This is a genomic window from Nostoc sp. DedSLP03, from assembly GCF_034530815.1.
Classification (GTDB): Bacteria; Cyanobacteriota; Cyanobacteriia; order Cyanobacteriales; family Nostocaceae; genus Nostoc.
Genome location: NZ_JAVRCK010000015.1, coordinates 78,376 through 97,743 on the forward strand (window position 1 = coordinate 78,376; position 19,368 = coordinate 97,743).

The window sequence follows — 19,368 nt, forward strand, 5'->3', positions numbered from 1 at the left end:
TTACATATCCAGCCCAGTTGGCCAAATTCAGCACAAACTCACAACAAGTAGTAGCTTGCAAGGTTCCTTTTGATGAATAGCACAAAGTTTCTTTTTTTACATAAACAAATTACTAGCTGGCAAAGGTGGTTGTCCAAATGCCTGTTGTTGCTTGTAAGTCTTTTCATTATAAGTATGCAACCTGCATCTGCTGGTCTGAATAATGATTTATATGATGGCAACATCTTTGTTGTTTATGCTGGCAATGGTTCATTAGTTCCTCCCAGACAGACACTCGCACAAACTTTAGTGGAACATAAACCAGTATTTTTGGCTTTTTATCTGGATGATAGCAGTGATTCCAAAAGATATGCCATTTCCATTTCACGAGTACAGGAATTCTATGGCAAGGTAGCAGAGATTATGCCGATTAATGTAGATGCTATCCCGCAGAAAGAGACCTACGACCCAACTGAACCAGGATATTACTATGCTGGAAGCGTTCCTCAAGTCGTGGTGTTAAATAAATCAGGTGAAGTAGTTTTGAATAAAAAGGGTCAAGTACCTTATGAAGATATAGACGATCGATTTCGTGAAATCTTTGATTTGTTACCACGCACTGAAACAGCACAGCTAAAGCGGCGAGCTTTTAACGAGTTTAGTAGTGAGTTAGCTAAGTAACCTATGGGGTAGACCAAATTGGTCTGCCCTAATTTTTAGTTATATCTGTTACTACATTGCCGCCGATGTCAAAGCATAATGATTAGAAAGTTAATCTATAGTCTATAAGTCCGTAACAACTGACTAATGACTAATGACCAATGACCAATGACCAATGACCAATGACTAAATAGAGTGTATCTGATGTCAAAGGTTTACACCACCCAGGAACTAATTCAAATTTTGGCAGCCGAACGCCAAGCTTGCCTGAAAGGAAAACGCTTAAAGTTAGAAATAAAAGTCTCTGGCAATCCTGTAATTGACCAGTTTATCAGAACTGATGGGTTGCAACAGTTTACTGCCTATCAAGATTTCAAAACTGCAATTCATGAGTATCAAAGAGAAAATCGAGTTTCTGGTATTATCTGGCGGGAAATGACAGTTAAAGGAAAAAACTTGCATTATCCCGAAATAGATAGTGAGTTAATTGCCCTCAATGGTGACTTAGAGATATTAAAAGCCGCTAAAAATTCTATCGTAGAATTTTGGTATGAAGTCACTATAGGAATGGATTTATACTTGAGTTTTAATAATAGTAAACAACACCAACAAATTGTCACATCTGATGTAGAAAGAATTGTTCAAAGAACAGAGTGGGCAAGTTTATGTAAGTGGGAAAATTCTAGCTTTTTGGAAATGATTTTGCAGCTAGGATGGGGTAAACCAGAAGAAGCTTATTATAAACGAGGAAGACCGCGATCGGGTAGTGAATATATTCATGCAGTCAATCCCGGAAATCGCCCTATTGGTTGACTTCAGAAGGCAGAAGGCAGAAGGCAGGAGGCAGAAGAAACCCACATTTAAAAATAAACCTGGTACTGTAACAATGGCTGGTAAGCTAAATGTGGATGTGCCAATTGGTACTCTGAAAAATATCTGGAGACAAGCTCAATTGGAGTAAGACTGATGCGTTATACAGTTGTGATTGAAAAGGGAGCAACTAGCTACAGCGCTTATGTCCCTGATTTACGAGGTTGTGTCGCTGTGGGTGAAACTTTAGAAGAAGTCAAGCAGATGATTGCAGAAGCTATTCAATTTCATATTGAAGGGATGCTAGAAGATGGTTTACCTATTCCTAAATCTACAAGCATCGCTCATGAGGTTGAAGTTACAAACTATAGCAAAATCTAATTATAGAAAACTATTAAATTAGTATCAAATAATCCTTCTAGTATTTTGTCAAGTTAGTTTTGAGAGTTTGTAGTAAGGACTTTAGTGCTTAGAAAACAAGGACTAAAGTCCTTACTACGAACTTGTTGACAAACAATGCTTATCGACTTTGAACTATGGACTCTTGACTAGAGTTTTCAAGTTCTGGAAGTTCTACTCTAGCGGGTTTCCAACCACCTGCCCAAGCAAGGCATAGATGACGGAAGCGATCGCCCCGCACCTCAAAATTTGGGTACTGATCGAAACTCGCACAAGCCGGAGATAGCAATACCACAGGCGCTTGATACTGCTTGGCTAATTCTGCCGACTTAGGAATTGCCCTTTCCATAGTTTCCACAATATGGTATGTATGATACCCCACCTCTCGGAGACGTTTGGCAAATGCGGGTGCAGCAGAACCAATCAATAACACAGCAGCAGCTTTAGTTTGAATTTGTGCTAGCCAAGCAGTATCATCACCTGCTTTAGCTTCTCCACCAGCAATTAAAATCGCTGGACTGTTGACAGATGCTAAACCTACTTCAGCCGCATCGTAATTAGTAGCTTTGCTATCGTTAATGAAATCAATACCTTCCCATGTGCAGATATGCTCCAAACGATGGGCAACACCAGGAAATTCCCGAACTGCAAGTGCGATCGCATCACGATTAATTCCCGCTAATCTTGCTGTTGCTACTGCCATCAACAGATTTTGCTGGTTATGTTCTCCCACCATTCGCAAACTAGATACTTTCACAATCGGTTCTGGTGCAGAGGTTGCAGTCAATTTTTCCACAACCCAACCATCTTCAATGTAAAAGCCTTTTTCGCTAATCAGAAAATCTTTTCCTCTCACACTTGTCCAATAGGCATCAGGCCAAGCACTTAAACCTAGCTGACTCAAGTAAGCATCATCGCCATTGAACACTTGCAACTCAGACTGACGCAATAGCTTGGCTTTGATATTGTAATAGTTCTCTAAAGTCTTATGGCGACTAAGATGATCCGGTGTAAAAGTCGTCCAAACACCGATCCGGGGAGCAAGAGAGACGGAAGATTCTATTTGATAGCTGCTAACTTCGGCAATTACCCAATCGAGTGAAGAGTGAGGAGTTAAGAGTGAGGAGTGAGGAGTGAGGAGTGAGGAGTGATCAAATGCTCCCCCTGCCTCCCCTGCTCCCTGCTCCCTGCTCCCTGCTCCCTGAGATAGGGCAACTTCACAAGCGGCGTAGCCAATATTACCGCAGGCGGGTGCATTTAATTCTGCTGCTTGGAAAATGGCAGCAATTAAAGCTGTGGTAGTAGTTTTGCCATTAGTGCCGGTAATTCCTACCCAAGGTAGCGATTGCAAATTTCGCCAAGCGAGTTCCATTTCGCCAATGGTTTCAATACCTAATTGGCGTGCCTCAACTAATACGGGAATATCCCAAGGCACGCCAGGACTAACGACTATTAATTGCGGTAAATTAGCACCATTCAATTCTAGGGATTGTCCTAGTTTAACGGTTATTTGCTCGGCAGCGAGTTTTTGTTGTTGTTCTAGGAGGGTTTCGGAGGTGTTGCGATCGCTCAGCTCTACCTCCCAACCTTCCCGTTTCAACAATCTCGCCGCAGCAACACCGGACTTTCCCAATCCAATAACATGAGCTTTGGACATAGATTGCAGCAGAGTCCCTGGTTAAGCACTCCCTATAGTAGCCTTTCTTGGCAAAAATTACACAAGTTTTTGTTGACCTACGCTACAGATTTTTGACGATCGCACCGAAGTCAGCTAAAACACGGGCATGATTGCGAACTAATCCCAGCAGATGTAACCGATTACGCTTGATTTCTGGATCGGAGTCCATAACTAAAACGCTATCCGGGCCATCAAAGAAGTTACTAACTGCCGGAGCAATTTTTGCTAATGCTGCTACTAATAGTTGATAATTTCGGGTTTGCTGTGCTGTTTGAGTTTGTGGCACTGATTCGATTAGCGCATTATACAAAGCGTCTTCAGAGGGCTTTTGGAATAATTCTTGACGAACTACGGTTGTCGGTTCTAGCTGTTTTGTATCCAAATCACCTTGAGCGGCTAATCGTGTGGAACGGTTAACGGTTTCGTAGATGTTATCTAAGGTACTGTCATTGCGGATTTGTTGTAAGTACAAAGCGCGATCGCGCACATCCAATAAATCTTTTAACGTCCGTTCTGTGTATTCTGGGTCATTTTCTCCCAAAACTGCATTTACCAAATCGTAATCAATCTGTTTTTCTTCTTGTAATAAAGTGCGGATGCGTTGTAAGAAAAACTCTTGTAACGCTGTGGTTAATGATGCTCGATCTTTGTGATATTTTGCTGCAAAGTCTATCGATATTTGCTTCAACAAATCATCTAAATTTATTGGCAAATTATCAAACCAAACAATTTTAACTACAGCATTAGCCGCACGGCGTAAAGCAAACGGATCGGATGAACCGGAAGGAATTAAACCTAAACCAAAGATACTCACTAAAGTATCTAATCTATCTGCCAAACCAACAATTTTACCCGTGAGTGTTTCTGGTAACACATCACCGGCTCCCTTTGGCAAATAATGTTGAGAAATTGCCTTTGCTACTTCGGCATCTTCACCACTAGCCAAAGCATATTTTTCTCCCATAATGCCTTGCAGTTCAGGGAATTCATAGACCATTTGTGTCACCAAATCTGCTTTACATAATAAAGCAGCACGTTGGATTCTTTGTTTTTGATCTTCTGCTAATTCTAATTGACTGCTAATTTGCTCGGCAATTTGAACTATTCTATCTACCTTGGCACGTACCGAACCCAATTCTTCTTGGAAAGTGACTTTTTCCAATTGCGGTAAAAAGCTATCTATTGGTTTAGTTAAATCAGCTTCGTAGAAAAATCTACCATCAGCTAATCTGGCACGAATTACTCTTTCATTTCCTACAGCAACAATATCTGATTTTTTTGGATCGCCGTTAGAAATGGTAATGAAATTGGGCAATAATTCTTGCTCAAAACTCCCTGGTTTGAATACAGGAAAATAACGTTGATGAGTAACCATCACTTCAGTAATTACCTCAGTTGGTAATTCCAAAAATTCTGGTTCAAATTTACCAACAACTGCGGAAGGATATTCTACAAGGTTGGTTACTTCCGCTAACAAATCGGGGTAAATTACTGTATACCCGCTTAAATTCTCTGCGACTGCATTTACTTGCTCTTTAATCAGATTTACCCGTTCTTCTGGGTCAACGGTGACATAAGCAGACTTGAGGGCGGTAACATAATCAGTAGCCTGGGCAATTGTCACAGGTTCGGGATGTAAAACTCGATGACCTTGGGAAAGGCGATCGCTCTGGATCGTTTTAGAACCATTCACTAATTCTAAAGGCAATACCGTCTCATCTAACAAAGCTACCAGCCAACGAATCGGTCGAGAAAACCTGGCATCTCCATTACCCCAACGCATCAATCGCTTACCTTCTAAACCCCAAATCCACTGGGGAACAAGTTCTGTCAAAATTTCCGCCACAGGACGACCGGGAATTCTTTTTTGCACAAAAACAAATTCCCCTTTGTCTGTGGGGCGAACTGACAGCGCATCCAGTTCCACACCTTGCTTTTTGGCAAAACCTGCGGCTGCTGCTGTCGGCTGACCATCTTTAAAGGCGGCTTGGGCGGGGGGCCCTTTAATTTCTTCTTCTCGGTCTGGTTGCTGCGATAGTAGACCTGTAATCAATACCGCCAGCCGCCGGGGAGTACCGTACACCTGGACACTTTCGCCCTTGAGACTGTTTGCTTCCAGGCTTTGGGGAATGCGTTCCTGCCATTGCACTAAAGCATCACTGAGAAAACTTGCAGGTAGTTCTTCTGTACCAACTTCTAATAGAAACCCAGGCATATAACACTGTTTTCAACTTTGCGTAGCTCAACTTTATCAGTTATTCTCAGGCGATCGCTCGTGATTTTTAGCTGAATCGGTCAGACAATTTTAGATTTTAGATTAACTCCATAGATGAATCTAGGGGCTTGTACCATCAAGGAATGTCGGTCATCGAAGAGAATAAAGGGAAAACCTCATAGTTAACAATTCTAAATTCAACCAACATTAAAGATATTTTGTCTGCGGCACGCTATGCAAATAGACGAGGTTAAAGCCCTACTGTTAGAAGATCCCCAGAGTAACTGAGCTACGTGAAAACACAGAGATTTCAAACCCTTTAATTTACGATAAATGAGGAATGGAAGTTAAGCCAGGGTGGATTGCATAGAAAGAAGCGTAGACGCAGAGGAGTTTGTCGTCAGACATCACTATAGACTTGACATTTTATGCAAAATTTATAAAACAAGTGCTTCTCTTCATAGATTCATTACATTACATCCTGTATTTTATGCGGTATTTACGGATATATATTTCTATCGTAAGCTTAGTGTTGATTGATGCATTGATATATGCATCATGACAATCAATTTTGGAGTTATGACCATGAAAAATATTTTCGCCAAAATTACCGCGATCGCAGCAACTAGTGTTGCGATCGCTACTAGTGCTAACAACCCAGCCCAAGCTATTGAATTAAACTTTAATTGGCAAGGTAATGCTGGTTACTCAGCAACAGGTTCATTTAGCTACGACGAAACTACAGCACCAACAATCATTTCAGAACTTGGTAGTGGAGCCACCAACTTTTTACAATCCTTAAATGTCTCCTTCTTAGACCCATCTAAAAATCTTCTGGGAACCTATAACACCGTTAGTGGTGGAGTATCAGAATCTAATTTCTTCGCTTTCAATTTTAATACTTCGACTCAGACATTATTTGGCCCCTTTGATGTCGCCGGAGGAACGGGTGTAATTGGAGAATATTTCTTTCAGGGAACGGTTGGCGACTCTTTGCAATTACGTCAGGATGTCGATCAACAGGGAACGTCAACAACACTCGATCAAAATTCTGGCTTTATTCAAGTATCCAAAGTTCCAGAGCCTGCTTCTTTGTTGGGTTTGCTAGCATTTGCTGGTTTGGGTATAGCTTCAACTCTAAAGAAAAAGCAAGCCTTTTACTAGAAATTAGGGCTTTCTAGTCAGAGCTTGCCAAATTTACTGAATCTCTATTCTAGCCCTACTAGTTCAGTTAACTAGTAGGGCTATCATATAACCTTATTAAAAATATGAGTGAAATTAATTTTACTTTTACCTCAGCATTTATTACTCAGCACTCAACACTGTTTTAGTCAGCGCCTTTGAACAACTCAAAAAGTGGGATTCTCCTCAATTAATACAATACTGGTGACTTGGTTAAAAATACTTCATGTGCCAGTTTAAAAGGCGGAATGAGGGTTATATGCATAACACTGAATATAATGTTACAATTCCCCAAGTGTAAATTTAGGCATTAGTTCGGAAATAAAAAGACCAACTATTGTCATAATCATCAGAAAATAAAGTCTATATTTATCAATAATCTCACCCGTTTATTTAAATTTATATTTTAATTTTTAAGTGTTTTATGCAAGACAAAATTTATCTTTTAAAAAATAAAAAAAATTATAAGCAATGTTTAACACATTTTTTTTAATTAAACAATTTAACCAGTCAAAATACAGCATTTGTAAATAAATGAGGTAAGTAAAAACAGAGATACAAATCAGATATAAACAGTTTCTACCTCTGCTTCCTGCCTCTAAACCTATAGCTTTATGCTTTATGCAAAAGAAAACGCTGTAAGCAATAAAAATAGCAGATCCTACTAGCTATTAATAAGTAATTTGCTTGTCTCATGCTATCTTCACAAAATTCACAAATAGTTCATGCATATTCTGATTTATTCCTACAACTATCATCCAGAGCCAATTGGAATTGCTCCGTTAATGACTGAATTGGCAGAAGGGTTAGTAAAGCGAGGTCATAAAGTGCGAGTGATTACGGGAATGCCCAACTATCCTCAGCGCGAAGTTTACGATGGGTATCAAAATAAATGGTATCTTACGGAACAAAAAAATGGTGTTACAATTGCGCGAAGTTACGTGCGAATTAAGTCTAAACCTAACCTAGTAGATCGCCTGTTACTGGAGTTGAGCTTTGTTTTCACGAGCTTACCCCAAGCCTTGAAAGGTGGGCGACCAGATGTGATTATCTTAACAGTTCCACCGCTACTAGGTACGTTGCCAGCAACAATATTGGGCTGGTTATACAACTGCCCAGTAGTTCTAAATGTGCAAGATATTTTACCAGAAGCTGCTGTGCGTATCGGGCTATTAAAAAACAAGTGGATGATCCGAACTCTTGCAGCTTTAGAGAAATTTGCATATCGGACTGCACACACTATTAGTGTGATCGCTGATGGGTTTCGTGAGAATTTAGTAAATAAAGGAGTACCTGTTAATAAAATCGTTTGTATTCCCAATTGGGTAAATGTAAATTTTATTCGCCCGTTACCGAAACAGAGCAACTCTTGGATATCTAACCATCAATTAGATGGAAAATTTGTAGTACTTTATTCAGGCAACATTGCTCTAACACAAGGTTTAGAGACAGTAATCGAAGCAGCCGTTTGTTTACGTCATATCAAAGATATTGTCTTTGTCATTGTGGGCGAATCAAGAGCATTGCAAAGATTGCAGGAATATTGTTTATCAAATGGAGCAGATAATGTTTTGCTACTACCGTTACAGCCGCGAGAAAAGCTACCTGAAATGCTAGCAGCTTCTGATGTTGGGCTGATTGTGCAAAAGCACAATGTGATTTCGTTCAATATGCCTTCAAAAATACCACTTTTGTTGGCGAGTGGTCGCCCAATTGTGGGTTCAGTTCCCGCCACTGGTACTGCTGCTAAAGCCATCGAACTCAGTGGTGGTGGGATAGTTGTTGAACCAGAATCGCCCCAAGCAATGGCTGCTGCGGTGCATGATTTATATGCTAATCCGGCTATAGTGACGAAACTAGGTAACACAGGAAGACAATTTGCCGAAGAAAACTATTCTTTAGAGCAAGCGCTCGATCGGTATGAGTGGCTTTTTTCTCATATTGTTACCAACCGAAAATCAACTGTGGGGATTTTACCAAAATTCGATTCTAAGAAATCAGTTGTGGATGGTTGAAGGGGATTGAGGATTTCTCACTCGTTAGCTACACAAATAAAACCCCGATTGGAATAAATAAAATCACCCATTCGGGTGATTTAAAGATCAACCGGTCGGGTGAACTAACTGTAGGAAGTTGAGACTGCTCAAAAATAGGAATCTAGAGAACACTAATTGATTGCACGTCGTTCTCGGTGAGGATAACTTGATGATTAATAAAGCTGAATTAATCAGCGTAGGCGTAGCCCGCCGTACCCATAGGGGGAAGCAAGCTAGGCGTTGGCAAAGCTTCTCGTAAAGAAGTGTCTTCTAGAGAAGGCATCACCCTAGACTTTTTTCTTCCCTAAGATCAGTATTCAGTACTACTCAAGAGGGATAAACTCATCTATAAATAATACTAATCTCCTTTGCTATGTGGTTATAATGCAAGCAAGCGCTTGCAAACACTCATAGAAAACATTACCATCAAGTACGGCACAAACTTATGCACCCTTGATCTAATCAGCAACTAAGGTATTTGCAACGACAGGTTTAATCACAGTGACAACGCGAGAAATTACTCGTGTTGCTGCGGTCAATGAGGTAACTTTATTTCGTCATTTCCATAACTACAAAAGCAACTACTAACTTGCTCTAATTACCAAAACCATGCCTTCTCTACGAGAGGCTACGCCTACGCTTTACAGGCAGAAGCTTTAGCTGCAACAACATAAACTGTGCTTTAGCTTAGAGAGAAAGCACTGTGTTTATACTAAGTAACAAAAAACTATAAATTACACTTTAAGAAATTGAACGGAGTTAAGTAATGTACAAATCAACCATAATGTGCTGAACAAAATTCCTTGATTTTAGGTGCTAGACATCGTGAGCGATCGCCCAAATACCAAAACATATTTTTCACAAACAAAGAGACAAAAGGGCTAAAAAACTATTCCAAATAATGCTTTTTTAGCGAAAAGTAGATTGCCCAAGTCTAAATCCACAAGACGAGAAAACGAAGATGTCCCATTCTGAGTTCCCTGACTCTCCCTTACCCATTGAAATAGAACAGCCTGCTGTTACTGATTCTAGTCAAGAGTCGCAACAATTGCCAGAGCGATCGCCTAAGCCACCTCAAAAACGTCGTTGGCCCCTACTATTAGGAATCATCTTATTAATTGCAGGTGTAGGTTTTGGTTGGCGCTGGTGGCAAACTAGTAATGCTAGCAATGCACCTGCGGCTGGGGCAAATGCCGGTCAACCTAGAGCAGTTCCAGTCAAGCTAGCGACAGTAAAAACTGAAACCGTTCAAGACAGTTCAGAGTTTATTGGCTCCTTAGAAGCTCCACGTTCAGTAATCATCAAGCCACAGGTTGAAGGGCGAATTACCGAGATTTTCATCCAAGAGGGCAATCGCGTTCAACAAGGACAAGTCATTATTAGTCTGCAAAGTGATAATGTCCAAGCTCAACTATTACAAGCTAGAGGCACACTGCAAGAAGCCCAAGCAAAGCTTGCTGAACTTCAAGCAGGTACGCGACAAGAAGAAATTGCCCAAGCCAGAGCGCAGTTAGCTCAAGCCCAAGCTCGCTTTAGAGATGCTCAATCGGGATCGCAACCAGAAGAAATTGCTCAGGCTGAGGCTCAAATTCAGTCAGCTAAATCTGATGTGGAACTAGCACAGTCACGCGCCAAACGATATGCACAATTGAGAAAAGAGGGCGCAGTTTCCCAAGATACCTTAGAAGGATATGTCAAAGAACAGCAAAGTGCTGAAGCTGCTCTAGTCGTAGCCCAGAAACGCCTAGACCAACTCCGCCAAAGCAGAAGATCGAGTATCAACGAGCTAGGTGGTGCTTTGGAACAACAAAAACAAAACTTAAGGCAACTAGAAAATGGTTCGCGTCCAGAAGAAATTGCCCAAGCGCGATCGCAAGTAACTCAAGCAGCTGCCCAAGTTCAAGCGGCCCAAGTCCAATTGCAATACACAAAAGTTCTAGCACCTTTCACTGGCATTGTTGGTGATATTCCAGCAAAAGTGGGAGATTATGTGGAAAAAGCCGATCAACTCACTACACTAACTAGAAACGACTCTTTAGAACTGAATATTTCCGTTCCCGTAGCCGAAGCCAGAAAGTTGCGCTTGGGCTTACCTGTGCAAATGCTGGATGTCCAAGACAAACCCATAGCAAGGGGTAAGGTGAGTTTTATCTCCCCAAATGCTAGTTCCGATTCGCAGACAGTTTTGGTAAAAGCCAACTTTGGCAATTCGAGAAATCGACTGCTTAATCTTCAGTCAGTGCAAACCAGAGTGATCTGGAACGAACGTCCGGGAATATTAATTCCAGTTACAGCAGTATCTCGCTTGGGTGGAGAGACATTTGTATTTGTAGCTGAAGCGCCAACAGAAAAGAAGGCTGAACCAACAGAAAAAAAAGCTGAAGCACCAGTAGAAAAGAAAGCTGGAGCGCCAGCTTTAGTAGCTCAACAAAAATCGGTGAAATTGGGAGTCATTGAGGGGAATAATTATCAAGTTATCGAAGGACTAAAAGCGGGGGAGAAAATTGTTGTTTCCGGTATTCTCAACTTAACCAATGGCGCTCCCATTACTCCTGAAAAAGAAGAAGTTGGTAGCCAGAAACCTTAGCTGAAGAGGGACAAGGGGCAGGGGACACAGAGGCAAGAAAGACAAGAGGACAAGGGGACAAGGGGGAATTATTGAACAAGTCTCTTTTTTGTCTTTCCCCTCTTCCTTGTCTACCTTGTCTTTTCTCCATGCCCAATTCCCAATCTTCCATACCAAATACCAAATACCCAAAGCCCAATTTTTAAACTATGTTTGTTGACTTCTTTATTAAGCGGCCAATTTTTGCGTCGGTATGTGCGATCGTCATCCTTTTAATCGGATTAATCAGTATTCCCACACTACCGATCGCCAGATTCCCAGAAATTAGTCCCACTCAAATTAGTGTAACTTCCAACTATAGCGGAGCTAGTGCAGAAGTCGTAGAAAGCGGCGTTACCAATATTTTAGAAAGGCAAATCAACGGGGTTGAGGGACTAAGATATCTGACTTCTAGCAGCAGTAACGATGGTACTAGTACCATTACAGCCACCTTCGATTCATCGCGTGATAAAGATATTGCAGCTGTGGATGTGCAAAATCGTGTTTCTGTTGCCCAACCGCAATTACCAGAGAGTGTGCAACGCACAGGAGTACGGGTATCTAAAGAATCTAGCAACATTCTCTTAGCAATTGGTTTATATGCTGAAAATAAAGAGTACGACAACATATTTTTAAGTAACTATGCTGACCTTTACTTAGCAGATGCCTTAAAAAGAGTCAAAGGTGTGAGCAACGTTCAAATTTTTGGCGAACGCCGCTATGCAATGCGCCTGTGGTTAGATCCAACTCGCCTTGCCAATCGGGGGCTAACAACTCAGGATGTAGCAAATGCTTTATCTGAACAAAACTTGCAAGTTGGTGCAGGGAGAATTGGACAAGAACCTGCTCCTGAAGGACAAAGGTATCAACTTGATGTGCGTGCTGCTAGCCGATTAGCAGAACCATCAGAATTTGAAGAAATTGTCCTCAAAACTGGAGATAATAACACATTAGTCAAGCTCAAAGATGTCGGGAGAGCAGAACTGGGTGCAGAAAACTACAGTTCATTTCTAAGATTTCGTGGTAACGATGCTGTTGGTTTAGGGATTTATCAGATTCCTGGTAGTAATGCCTTGGATGTAGCCAAGGGAGTCAAAGCCGAAATTGCGCGATTGGCTCCAAGTTTTCCCCCTGGCATGAAATATCAAGTAGCTTTTGACACAACATCCTTTGTCGAAGAGTCTTTGGCAGAAGTAGTCAAAACTCTAATTGAAGCGGTGGTGCTGGTTGTAATTGTAATTTTTGTGTTTTTACAAGACTGGCGAACTACTTTAATTCCTGCACTTACCATTCCACTTTCTTTAATTGGAACATTTGCCTTCGTTAAAGTTTTTAACTTTTCCATCAATAGTTTGACTCTGTTTGGTCTAACTTTAGCATCGGGGATGGTGGTAGACGATGCGATCGTGGTGGTGGAGCAAATTAGCCGTTTTATTCAGGATAAAGGCATAAATCCTCGCCGAGCTGCTAGCGAATCAATGAAGGAGCTGTTTGGCGCAGTTATTGCCACATCACTGGTATTGATGGCGGTGTTTGTGCCAGTGGCATTTTTTCCGGGAACCACAGGTGCACTTTATCGACAATTCGCCTTGACGATCGCTTTTTCGATTGCGATTTCGACATTTTTAGCTTTGACGCTGACACCTTCTTTATGTGCGCTGCTACTGCGCCAAGGACAAAGACCTTCAGGCATACTGGGTTGGATTTTTGACCAGATTAATCGGTTTCTTGACTGGGTACAGAATGGTTATAAGCGATCGCTTACCTTTCTAACACGCATCAAAGGTATTGTGATTGGGTTGTTTATCGTCTCCTTGGGAATGACTGCTTGGTTGTACACCACAGTACCAACAGCCTTTCTCCCCGACGAAGACGAAGGCTACTTCATCACAATTATCCAAGGACCCCAAGGAGTTTCGCTGCAATATACCAGCGATGTGATTGCAAAGGTAGAAAAAGAAATTCTCCAAATTCCTGAAGTACTGGGGACTTTTGCGATCGGTGGATTTGGTTTTAGTGGTAGCACCGCCAATAGCGGCATCATCTTTACCACTTTAAAATCATGGGATGAGCGCTCAAAACCCGATCAATCAGTACAGGCGATTATTGGCAGCTTGCAAGGAAAGTTATTGGCAATTCCAGAGGCCAGAGTGTTTCCTGTGAATCCGCCACCAATTCAGGGTTTAGGGAACTTTGGCGGCTTTGTTTTTCAACTGCAAGACCGCAGAGGTAACAGTGGTTTAGAAAATTTAGTCCAGTCAATGGGTCAGTTGCTAGGTCGCGCCAATCAAACGCCAGGATTACAAGCTGTATTTAGCACCTTTGCCGCAGATACACCACAATTGCTTGTGGAAGTAAACCGCAATAAAGCCAAAGCATTACAAGTTTCCATAGATGATGTCTTCAGTACATTACAAACTGCTTTGGGATCGCAATATGTCAATGATTTCAATCTCCAGCAGCGCAATTATCGGGTGTATATCCAAGCAGATCAACAGTTTCGTTCCAACCCAAAAGATATTGGCAAACTATACGTTCGTTCTCAAAAGAATCAAATGATTCCTTTGAGTAACTTAGTTACAGTTACTCCGACTGTGGGAGCGCAAACAATAAATCACTACAATCTGTTCCGCTCAATTGAAATTAATGGTTCCGCCGCCCCTGGTTCTAGTTCTGGAGACGCTATTAAAGCAATGGAAAAAGTTGCTAAAGAAGTTTTACCAGCAGGTTATGGTTACGAATGGTCAGGGACTGCGTTAGAAGAAATCGATTCTGGTGGTTTAGCACCCCTGATCTTTGGATTAGGAATCATCTTTGTGTTTTTGGTACTAGCCGCTCAATATGAAAACTACGTTGACCCTTTTATTATTCTGTTATCAGTTCCCTTAGCTATCTTTGGAGCGCTGATAGCTCAATCAATGCGGGGTTTTGCGAATGATGTTTACTGTCAAATTGGTCTAGTAATGTTGATCGGTTTAGCTAGTAAGAATGCAATTTTAATTGTGGAATTTGCTAATCAATTACGAGACCAAGGGCTTTCGATGACCAAAGCAGTAATTGAGGCTTCACAAGAGCGGTTACGCCCAATTTTGATGACTGCTTTTTCTACACTCTTGGGGATTTTTCCTTTGGCGACTGCCACAGGTGCCGGCGCAGGAAGTCGACAATCTTTGGGAACGGCAGTATTTGGTGGGATGTTAATCGCTACTTTTTTGAGTTTGTTTGTAGTGCCGATTTTGTATATCGTCATTAAGACGATAACAGAGCGATTTATCAAACCAAATCGACATCAAGAAATAACAGTTGAAGCAGTGTCATTGAATGGTAATACTGCTATATATTCAACAAAAGCTGAAGATTGAGTATTTCTCGTTATCGATTGAAGCAAATCAATTTAGGTACTTGCCAAAAATAAATTATCCCATCATAAAGCTTGCTTTTTATGATGGGATACTTTTTAACTGCAATTGCCTTAAATGCTGCTAGACTCAATGCTCAAGACATCGCCGTTTTATTCCTATCGAGATATAGACTAAATATTTACTTTGATCGTAAGAGTAAATTGGTCAAAAATAAACTAATGCAGTTAGCAAATACTGACATGAATAGTTATCCAAAAATTTTAGCAACTCTTGAAAGAAAACTAAAACAGAAGTCAACGGTTAGAATAAATAACTTATACCAGTTAAATTAGCGGATAATGTCCTTGTATTAAGTTTATATACAATTAGCGCTCGCTAAATAAATTTTAGATATCTGCTATAGCACACCCTATTCTGAAGATGAATGGAACCTCCTACAAATCAAACGAATTAAACAGCTAGAGAAAAAATTGAATTTGTAGCATCGATTGCAAAAATTCCACAACACCCTCAAAATTTCTAAGTGGGCATAATGACATACCAGAATGTACAGTACAAATGTACGCTGAAATCAAGACAATGGTAACAATAGCAGTCAATCCCTATCTCAATGGCAATTTTGCTCCAGTCCATGAAGAAATCACCACCGACAAATTGCCAGTTATCGGTGAATTACCCCTTGATTTATCAGGGATGTTTGTGCGGAATGGCCCTAACCCTCAATGGACGCCTATCGGTCAATATCATTGGTTTGATGGGGATGGGATGTTGCATGGTGTGCAAATTAGCAACGGCATAGCCACTTATCGTAACCGCTACGTCCAGACTTTTGGATGGAAAAAAGAACGAGAAGCGGGTAAAGCTATCTGGACTGGGTTGTTAGAACCGCCACAAATGGATAACCCTCACGGGCGCTACAAAAATACTGCCAATACTGCCTTAGTGTGGCACGCTGGTCAGATGTTGGCGCTGAACGAGGGAGGTAAACCTCATGCCATCAAGCTGCCTGAATTAGAAACCATTGGCGAGTATAGCTACAATGGTAAGCTGGTTTCTGCCTTCACAGCCCATCCCAAAGTAGACCCAGTTACAGGGGAAATGATCTTCTTTGGCTATTCTCTGTTTGCGCCACCGTATCTGCAATATAGTGTAGTCTCAGCCCAAGGCGAACTGTTACGGACAGTGCCAATTGAACTGCCAATAGGCGTGATGATGCACGATTTTGCCATCACTGAAAACTACACAATTTTCATGGATTTGCCGCTGACTTTTAACCTAGAGCGATCGCAACGGGGAGAACCTGTAATGATGTTTGAGCGCGATCGCCCCAGTCGCTTTGGCATTGTACCACGTCACGGTGACAACAGTAATATCCGCTGGTTTGAAAGTCCTGCTTGCTACATCTTCCATACCCTCAACGCTTACGAAGAGGGAGACGAAGTAGTGCTAATTGCCTGTCGCATGAGTTCTACAACTGTTTTAAGTTCTGATGAATCGCAACCCGATCCAAACGCAAATATTCCCCGTTTGCATCGCTGGCGATTTAATCTCAGCACGGGGTCAGTGCATGAAGATATGTTGGATGATGTAGCTTCGGAATTTCCCCGCGTCAACGAAAACCGATTGGGGCGACAAAACCGATATGGCTACACTAACAAAGCGGTAAACAGTCCTGTACCTTTATTTGACGGTATCATCAAATACGACTTCAATAGTGGAAAATCCCAAATACATGAATTTGGACAGGGGCGCTATAACGGTGAAACTGTGTTTGCGCCGCGTCCTGGTGCAACGGCTGAGGATGATGGTTGGCTGATGACTTTCGTCCATGATGAGGGTTCAGATACTTCAGAATTAGTAGTAGTGAATGCCCAAGATATAACAGCTGAACCTGTAGCGCGGGTGATAATTCCTCAGCGAGTGCCTTACGGCTTTCATGGTGCTTGGTTTGCTGCAAAATAGCTCAATGGGCAGTTAGAAACCTTAGACCTCTTGCAAAAGTGCTTTTTGCAAGAGGTGGGAAAAGGGTAAAGGTTAAGGGGGAAAGGCAAAATACAGAACCTTTCCCTTTCCCTCCGCCCCTTATCCCCAGAGGGAACCCCACCTTCCCCTTTTCCTCAAAACCCGAGAAGTATTGATCCCCAATATGCTTGGGTTAAGGATTATTAGTGTAAATAATTGGTCTTTCAAGACGCGGTAAATCGCGTCTCTACATCAGGATTTTGGGCTTATATGACTCCCGCGCAAATTATTTTTCCTTATATCCGCCAGCGTAGTCAATCACGCAGATTGTTCTATATAATTTGTGAGTTCCATAAGCAACACCAGAGACTTTAAAAGCACCATTAAAAATGTTTTTTCGATGGCCGCGATCGCTCACACCATCATCAATAATTAACTGCATGACGATATCTTGAGCGCTGTTTGGCCCATAACTGATATTTTCACCTGCGGTTGTTTGCCATTTCCCATAGCGGTTGATGCGAGTAAAAGGGTTGCTACCATCGCTACCATCATGACCTATAGCACCTTTTGGGCCTTGGTCTTTTACGTGATCTTTTGCTCCTAAAGACATACCCTTAGATGCACTCAAGGTTCCTACAGGACGTGCTGATTTGAGAAATGCGATCGCTTCATCAACTGCTTTGACTCCTTCTTGAGTTCGTAGATAAGTATTATTAGAAATTTTGACTCGGTTCCCCTCAAAGCGCTTTCTATAGTTTTCCAGAATCGGGAGGTATGCTTTAGGATTTGTTCTTACCTTATTGGTTTGAACAATTACCTGTTGTTCCAACGGTGAAAGGTAACTCGCCTTTGCTAATAAAGTTGGACTAGTTTGTTTAACTACTGCTGGGTTAGAGTTGGCTACAGACGGATTAGATTGAAGTAGTTGATTTGAGCACCCCAATATCAAGGTAATTGGCAAAAATACCCAAAAATTCATGCGACGCATCGATTACCTCACAATTTTTCTATGGATTAATTTAGTGAATTAGAAGAAATAAGAATTTTCAACGCACAGATAAGTCTGTATACGCTTCTGCCGTTAGAAACGATATCAGGGTTTAAGTAAGTTTGCTAAAGAAAGCGCAGATTAACGCGCCAATAATATTGATAAAGTTGCGATTGCCTTTGTTCCTAGAGTGTTACAATGTATCACTTAACATCTGTTGTAACATTGAAAACACTAAAACGTAAATAATAACAAAAATCTTTTTTACACTTTCAGAAACCAGCGTTGCCGATACATCAGAAAACCAACAGCCCACCACAACAACACGGTGACTAAGGCAAATAACAGGGAACCATTCAGCACACCCGCCCAAGATGCGAAAAAATTCTGGTAAATCCAATTGTAGGTACTAGGAGCGTCTTTGCCAGTGCCAATAGTGGTTTTGACTAAAATTTTAATTAACAAAACCGAGGCAACGAAAAGAGCGATCGCATTTAAGCCCATAATTTCAAAAGGTTTACTCCAGCGACGCATCAGCCGTACTTCGATCAGTTCATAACAAGCTGCTAGTAATAGTAACGCCCAACCTGTTGTAAATACTACATAAGAACTTGTCCACAGCTTTTTGTTAATTGGGAATGTCCACCCCCATACCCAACCGATAATTAAGCAACCGACTCCAAATAATCCTAAACCGATACTTGTACGTGAATGTACAGGTTGACTGCGTATCCATTGACCTGTGAAGTAGCCAGCGAGAATGCTTACTATCGCGGGAATAGTACTGAATAGCCCTTCTGGATCTCCCATAAAGTTGAAACCATCACCTTTATATAAATGTGCTTTGGGAATAATCAGGCGGTCAACATAAGCACCAAAATTACCCTCTCGCGTCAAAACTCCTGCACCAAATTCTGGCACTGCTGCATACATCATCGTTAGCCAGTAGCCAATGAGTAGCACTGCTGCTAGTATCCATTGACCTTTGCGCGGAAGGTTGAGAACAGCTAGGGAAGCCAGCAGATAGGTAAGGCTGATGCGCTGCAACACTCCCATTATGCGGATACTACTCAAATCAAAAGTCCAAATACCTTGATTCCAAAAGCCATTTAGTAGTAATCCTAAGGCAAAGAGAATAGCGGCGCGGCGCAATATCCGCCAGTAAACAGCTGAGGTTGGTTTATTGCCTTCGCTGTATTTTGACAGCGAGAAAGTCATTGCTACACCGACAATGAAGAGAAAGAAGGGAAATACCAAGTCCGTTGGTGTGCAGCCGTGCCAATCGGCGTGAGCTAAGGGAGGATATACATCATCTGCGACACCCGCCATATTAACGAGAATCATTCCAGCGATGGTAATGCCGCGAAAAACATCCAGTGAAGTCAGGCGCATAAACGGAATTTTATGTTACATGAGTATCTAAAGTACTCCGCTTGATGCAGGTAAGCAAGCAAAATTTATCGGTCTACTTACCAAATATAGTTTTTCA

Annotated in this window: 14 protein-coding genes; 10 read left to right on the top strand and 4 right to left on the bottom strand. The window is 41.6% G+C overall.

Going from position 1 to position 19,368, the window contains the following annotated elements; all coding sequences use genetic code 11:
• The first annotated feature begins 72 nt into the window (after window positions 1-72).
• The 4 genes from RM368_RS09995 to RM368_RS10010 all read left to right on the top strand — a co-directional run bounded on the left by RM368_RS09995 (window position 73) and on the right by RM368_RS10010 (window position 1,830).
• A complete protein-coding gene (locus tag RM368_RS09995) occupies window positions 73-660 on the top strand; it encodes a thylakoid membrane photosystem I accumulation factor (protein ID WP_322693923.1) in 588 nt (195 codons plus the stop codon).
• Window positions 661-843: 183 nt separating this feature from the next.
• The gene (locus RM368_RS10000) at window positions 844-1,452 is read left to right on the top strand and encodes a hypothetical protein (RefSeq protein ID WP_322693924.1); all 609 of its coding nucleotides are present in this window, start codon (window positions 844-846) and stop codon (window positions 1,450-1,452) included.
• Window positions 1,445-1,600, top strand: a complete 156-nt coding sequence (locus tag RM368_RS10005; RefSeq protein ID WP_322693925.1) for an addiction module toxin, HicA family — start codon at window positions 1,445-1,447, stop codon at window positions 1,598-1,600. Before RM368_RS10000 ends, RM368_RS10005 begins: the two co-directional genes overlap by 8 nt.
• Before the next feature lie 5 nt (window positions 1,601-1,605).
• The gene (locus tag RM368_RS10010; protein WP_322693926.1) at window positions 1,606-1,830 is read left to right on the top strand and encodes a type II toxin-antitoxin system HicB family antitoxin; all 225 of its coding nucleotides are present in this window, start codon (window positions 1,606-1,608) and stop codon (window positions 1,828-1,830) included.
• A gap of 139 nt (window positions 1,831-1,969) precedes the next feature.
• Here RM368_RS10010 and murD read toward each other — a convergent pair whose 3' ends face one another.
• Both murD and glyS read right to left on the bottom strand, forming a co-directional pair.
• Window positions 1,970-3,505, bottom strand: a complete 1,536-nt coding sequence (gene murD / locus RM368_RS10015; RefSeq protein ID WP_322693927.1) for a UDP-N-acetylmuramoyl-L-alanine--D-glutamate ligase — start codon at window positions 3,503-3,505, stop codon at window positions 1,970-1,972.
• An 82-nt stretch (window positions 3,506-3,587) separates the two neighbouring features.
• Window positions 3,588-5,741 carry a glycine--tRNA ligase subunit beta gene (gene glyS / locus RM368_RS10020; protein WP_322693928.1) on the bottom strand — a complete coding sequence of 718 codons (2,154 nt, stop codon included), beginning with the start codon at window positions 5,739-5,741 and terminating at the stop codon, window positions 3,588-3,590.
• A 558-nt stretch (window positions 5,742-6,299) separates the two neighbouring features.
• On the opposite strand from glyS, the gene RM368_RS10025 reads away from it, so the two are divergent.
• The 6 genes from RM368_RS10025 (at window position 6,300) to RM368_RS10050 (ending at window position 16,888) form a co-directional block, all read left to right on the top strand.
• Complete coding sequence (locus RM368_RS10025) at window positions 6,300-6,905, top strand: PEP-CTERM sorting domain-containing protein (RefSeq protein ID WP_322693929.1); 606 nt, start codon at window positions 6,300-6,302, stop codon at window positions 6,903-6,905.
• A 743-nt stretch (window positions 6,906-7,648) separates the two neighbouring features.
• A complete protein-coding gene (locus RM368_RS10030) occupies window positions 7,649-8,938 on the top strand; it encodes a glycosyltransferase family 4 protein (protein ID WP_322693930.1) in 1,290 nt (429 codons plus the stop codon).
• A gap of 522 nt (window positions 8,939-9,460) precedes the next feature.
• Window positions 9,461-9,547 (top strand): hypothetical protein, encoded by an 87-nt coding sequence (locus tag RM368_RS10035; RefSeq protein WP_322693952.1) that lies wholly within the window; start codon window positions 9,461-9,463, stop codon window positions 9,545-9,547.
• A 373-nt stretch (window positions 9,548-9,920) separates the two neighbouring features.
• Window positions 9,921-11,546: an efflux RND transporter periplasmic adaptor subunit gene (locus RM368_RS10040; protein WP_322693931.1), complete on the top strand. Its 1,626-nt coding sequence runs from the start codon at window positions 9,921-9,923 to the stop codon at window positions 11,544-11,546.
• A gap of 188 nt (window positions 11,547-11,734) precedes the next feature.
• Window positions 11,735-14,926, top strand: a complete 3,192-nt coding sequence (locus RM368_RS10045; RefSeq protein WP_322693932.1) for an efflux RND transporter permease subunit — start codon at window positions 11,735-11,737, stop codon at window positions 14,924-14,926.
• Window positions 14,927-15,505: 579 nt separating this feature from the next.
• Complete coding sequence (locus RM368_RS10050) at window positions 15,506-16,888, top strand: carotenoid oxygenase family protein (RefSeq protein WP_322693933.1); 1,383 nt, start codon at window positions 15,506-15,508, stop codon at window positions 16,886-16,888.
• 286 nt (window positions 16,889-17,174) lie between these two features.
• Here RM368_RS10050 and RM368_RS10055 read toward each other — a convergent pair whose 3' ends face one another.
• Together RM368_RS10055 and RM368_RS10060 are read right to left on the bottom strand one after the other, a co-directional pair.
• The gene (locus RM368_RS10055) at window positions 17,175-17,879 is read right to left on the bottom strand and encodes a CAP domain-containing protein (RefSeq protein ID WP_322693934.1); all 705 of its coding nucleotides are present in this window, start codon (window positions 17,877-17,879) and stop codon (window positions 17,175-17,177) included.
• Window positions 17,880-18,143: 264 nt separating this feature from the next.
• A complete protein-coding gene (locus RM368_RS10060; RefSeq protein WP_322693935.1) occupies window positions 18,144-19,271 on the bottom strand; it encodes an acyltransferase family protein in 1,128 nt (375 codons plus the stop codon).
• Between the last annotated feature and the right edge of the window lie 97 nt (window positions 19,272-19,368).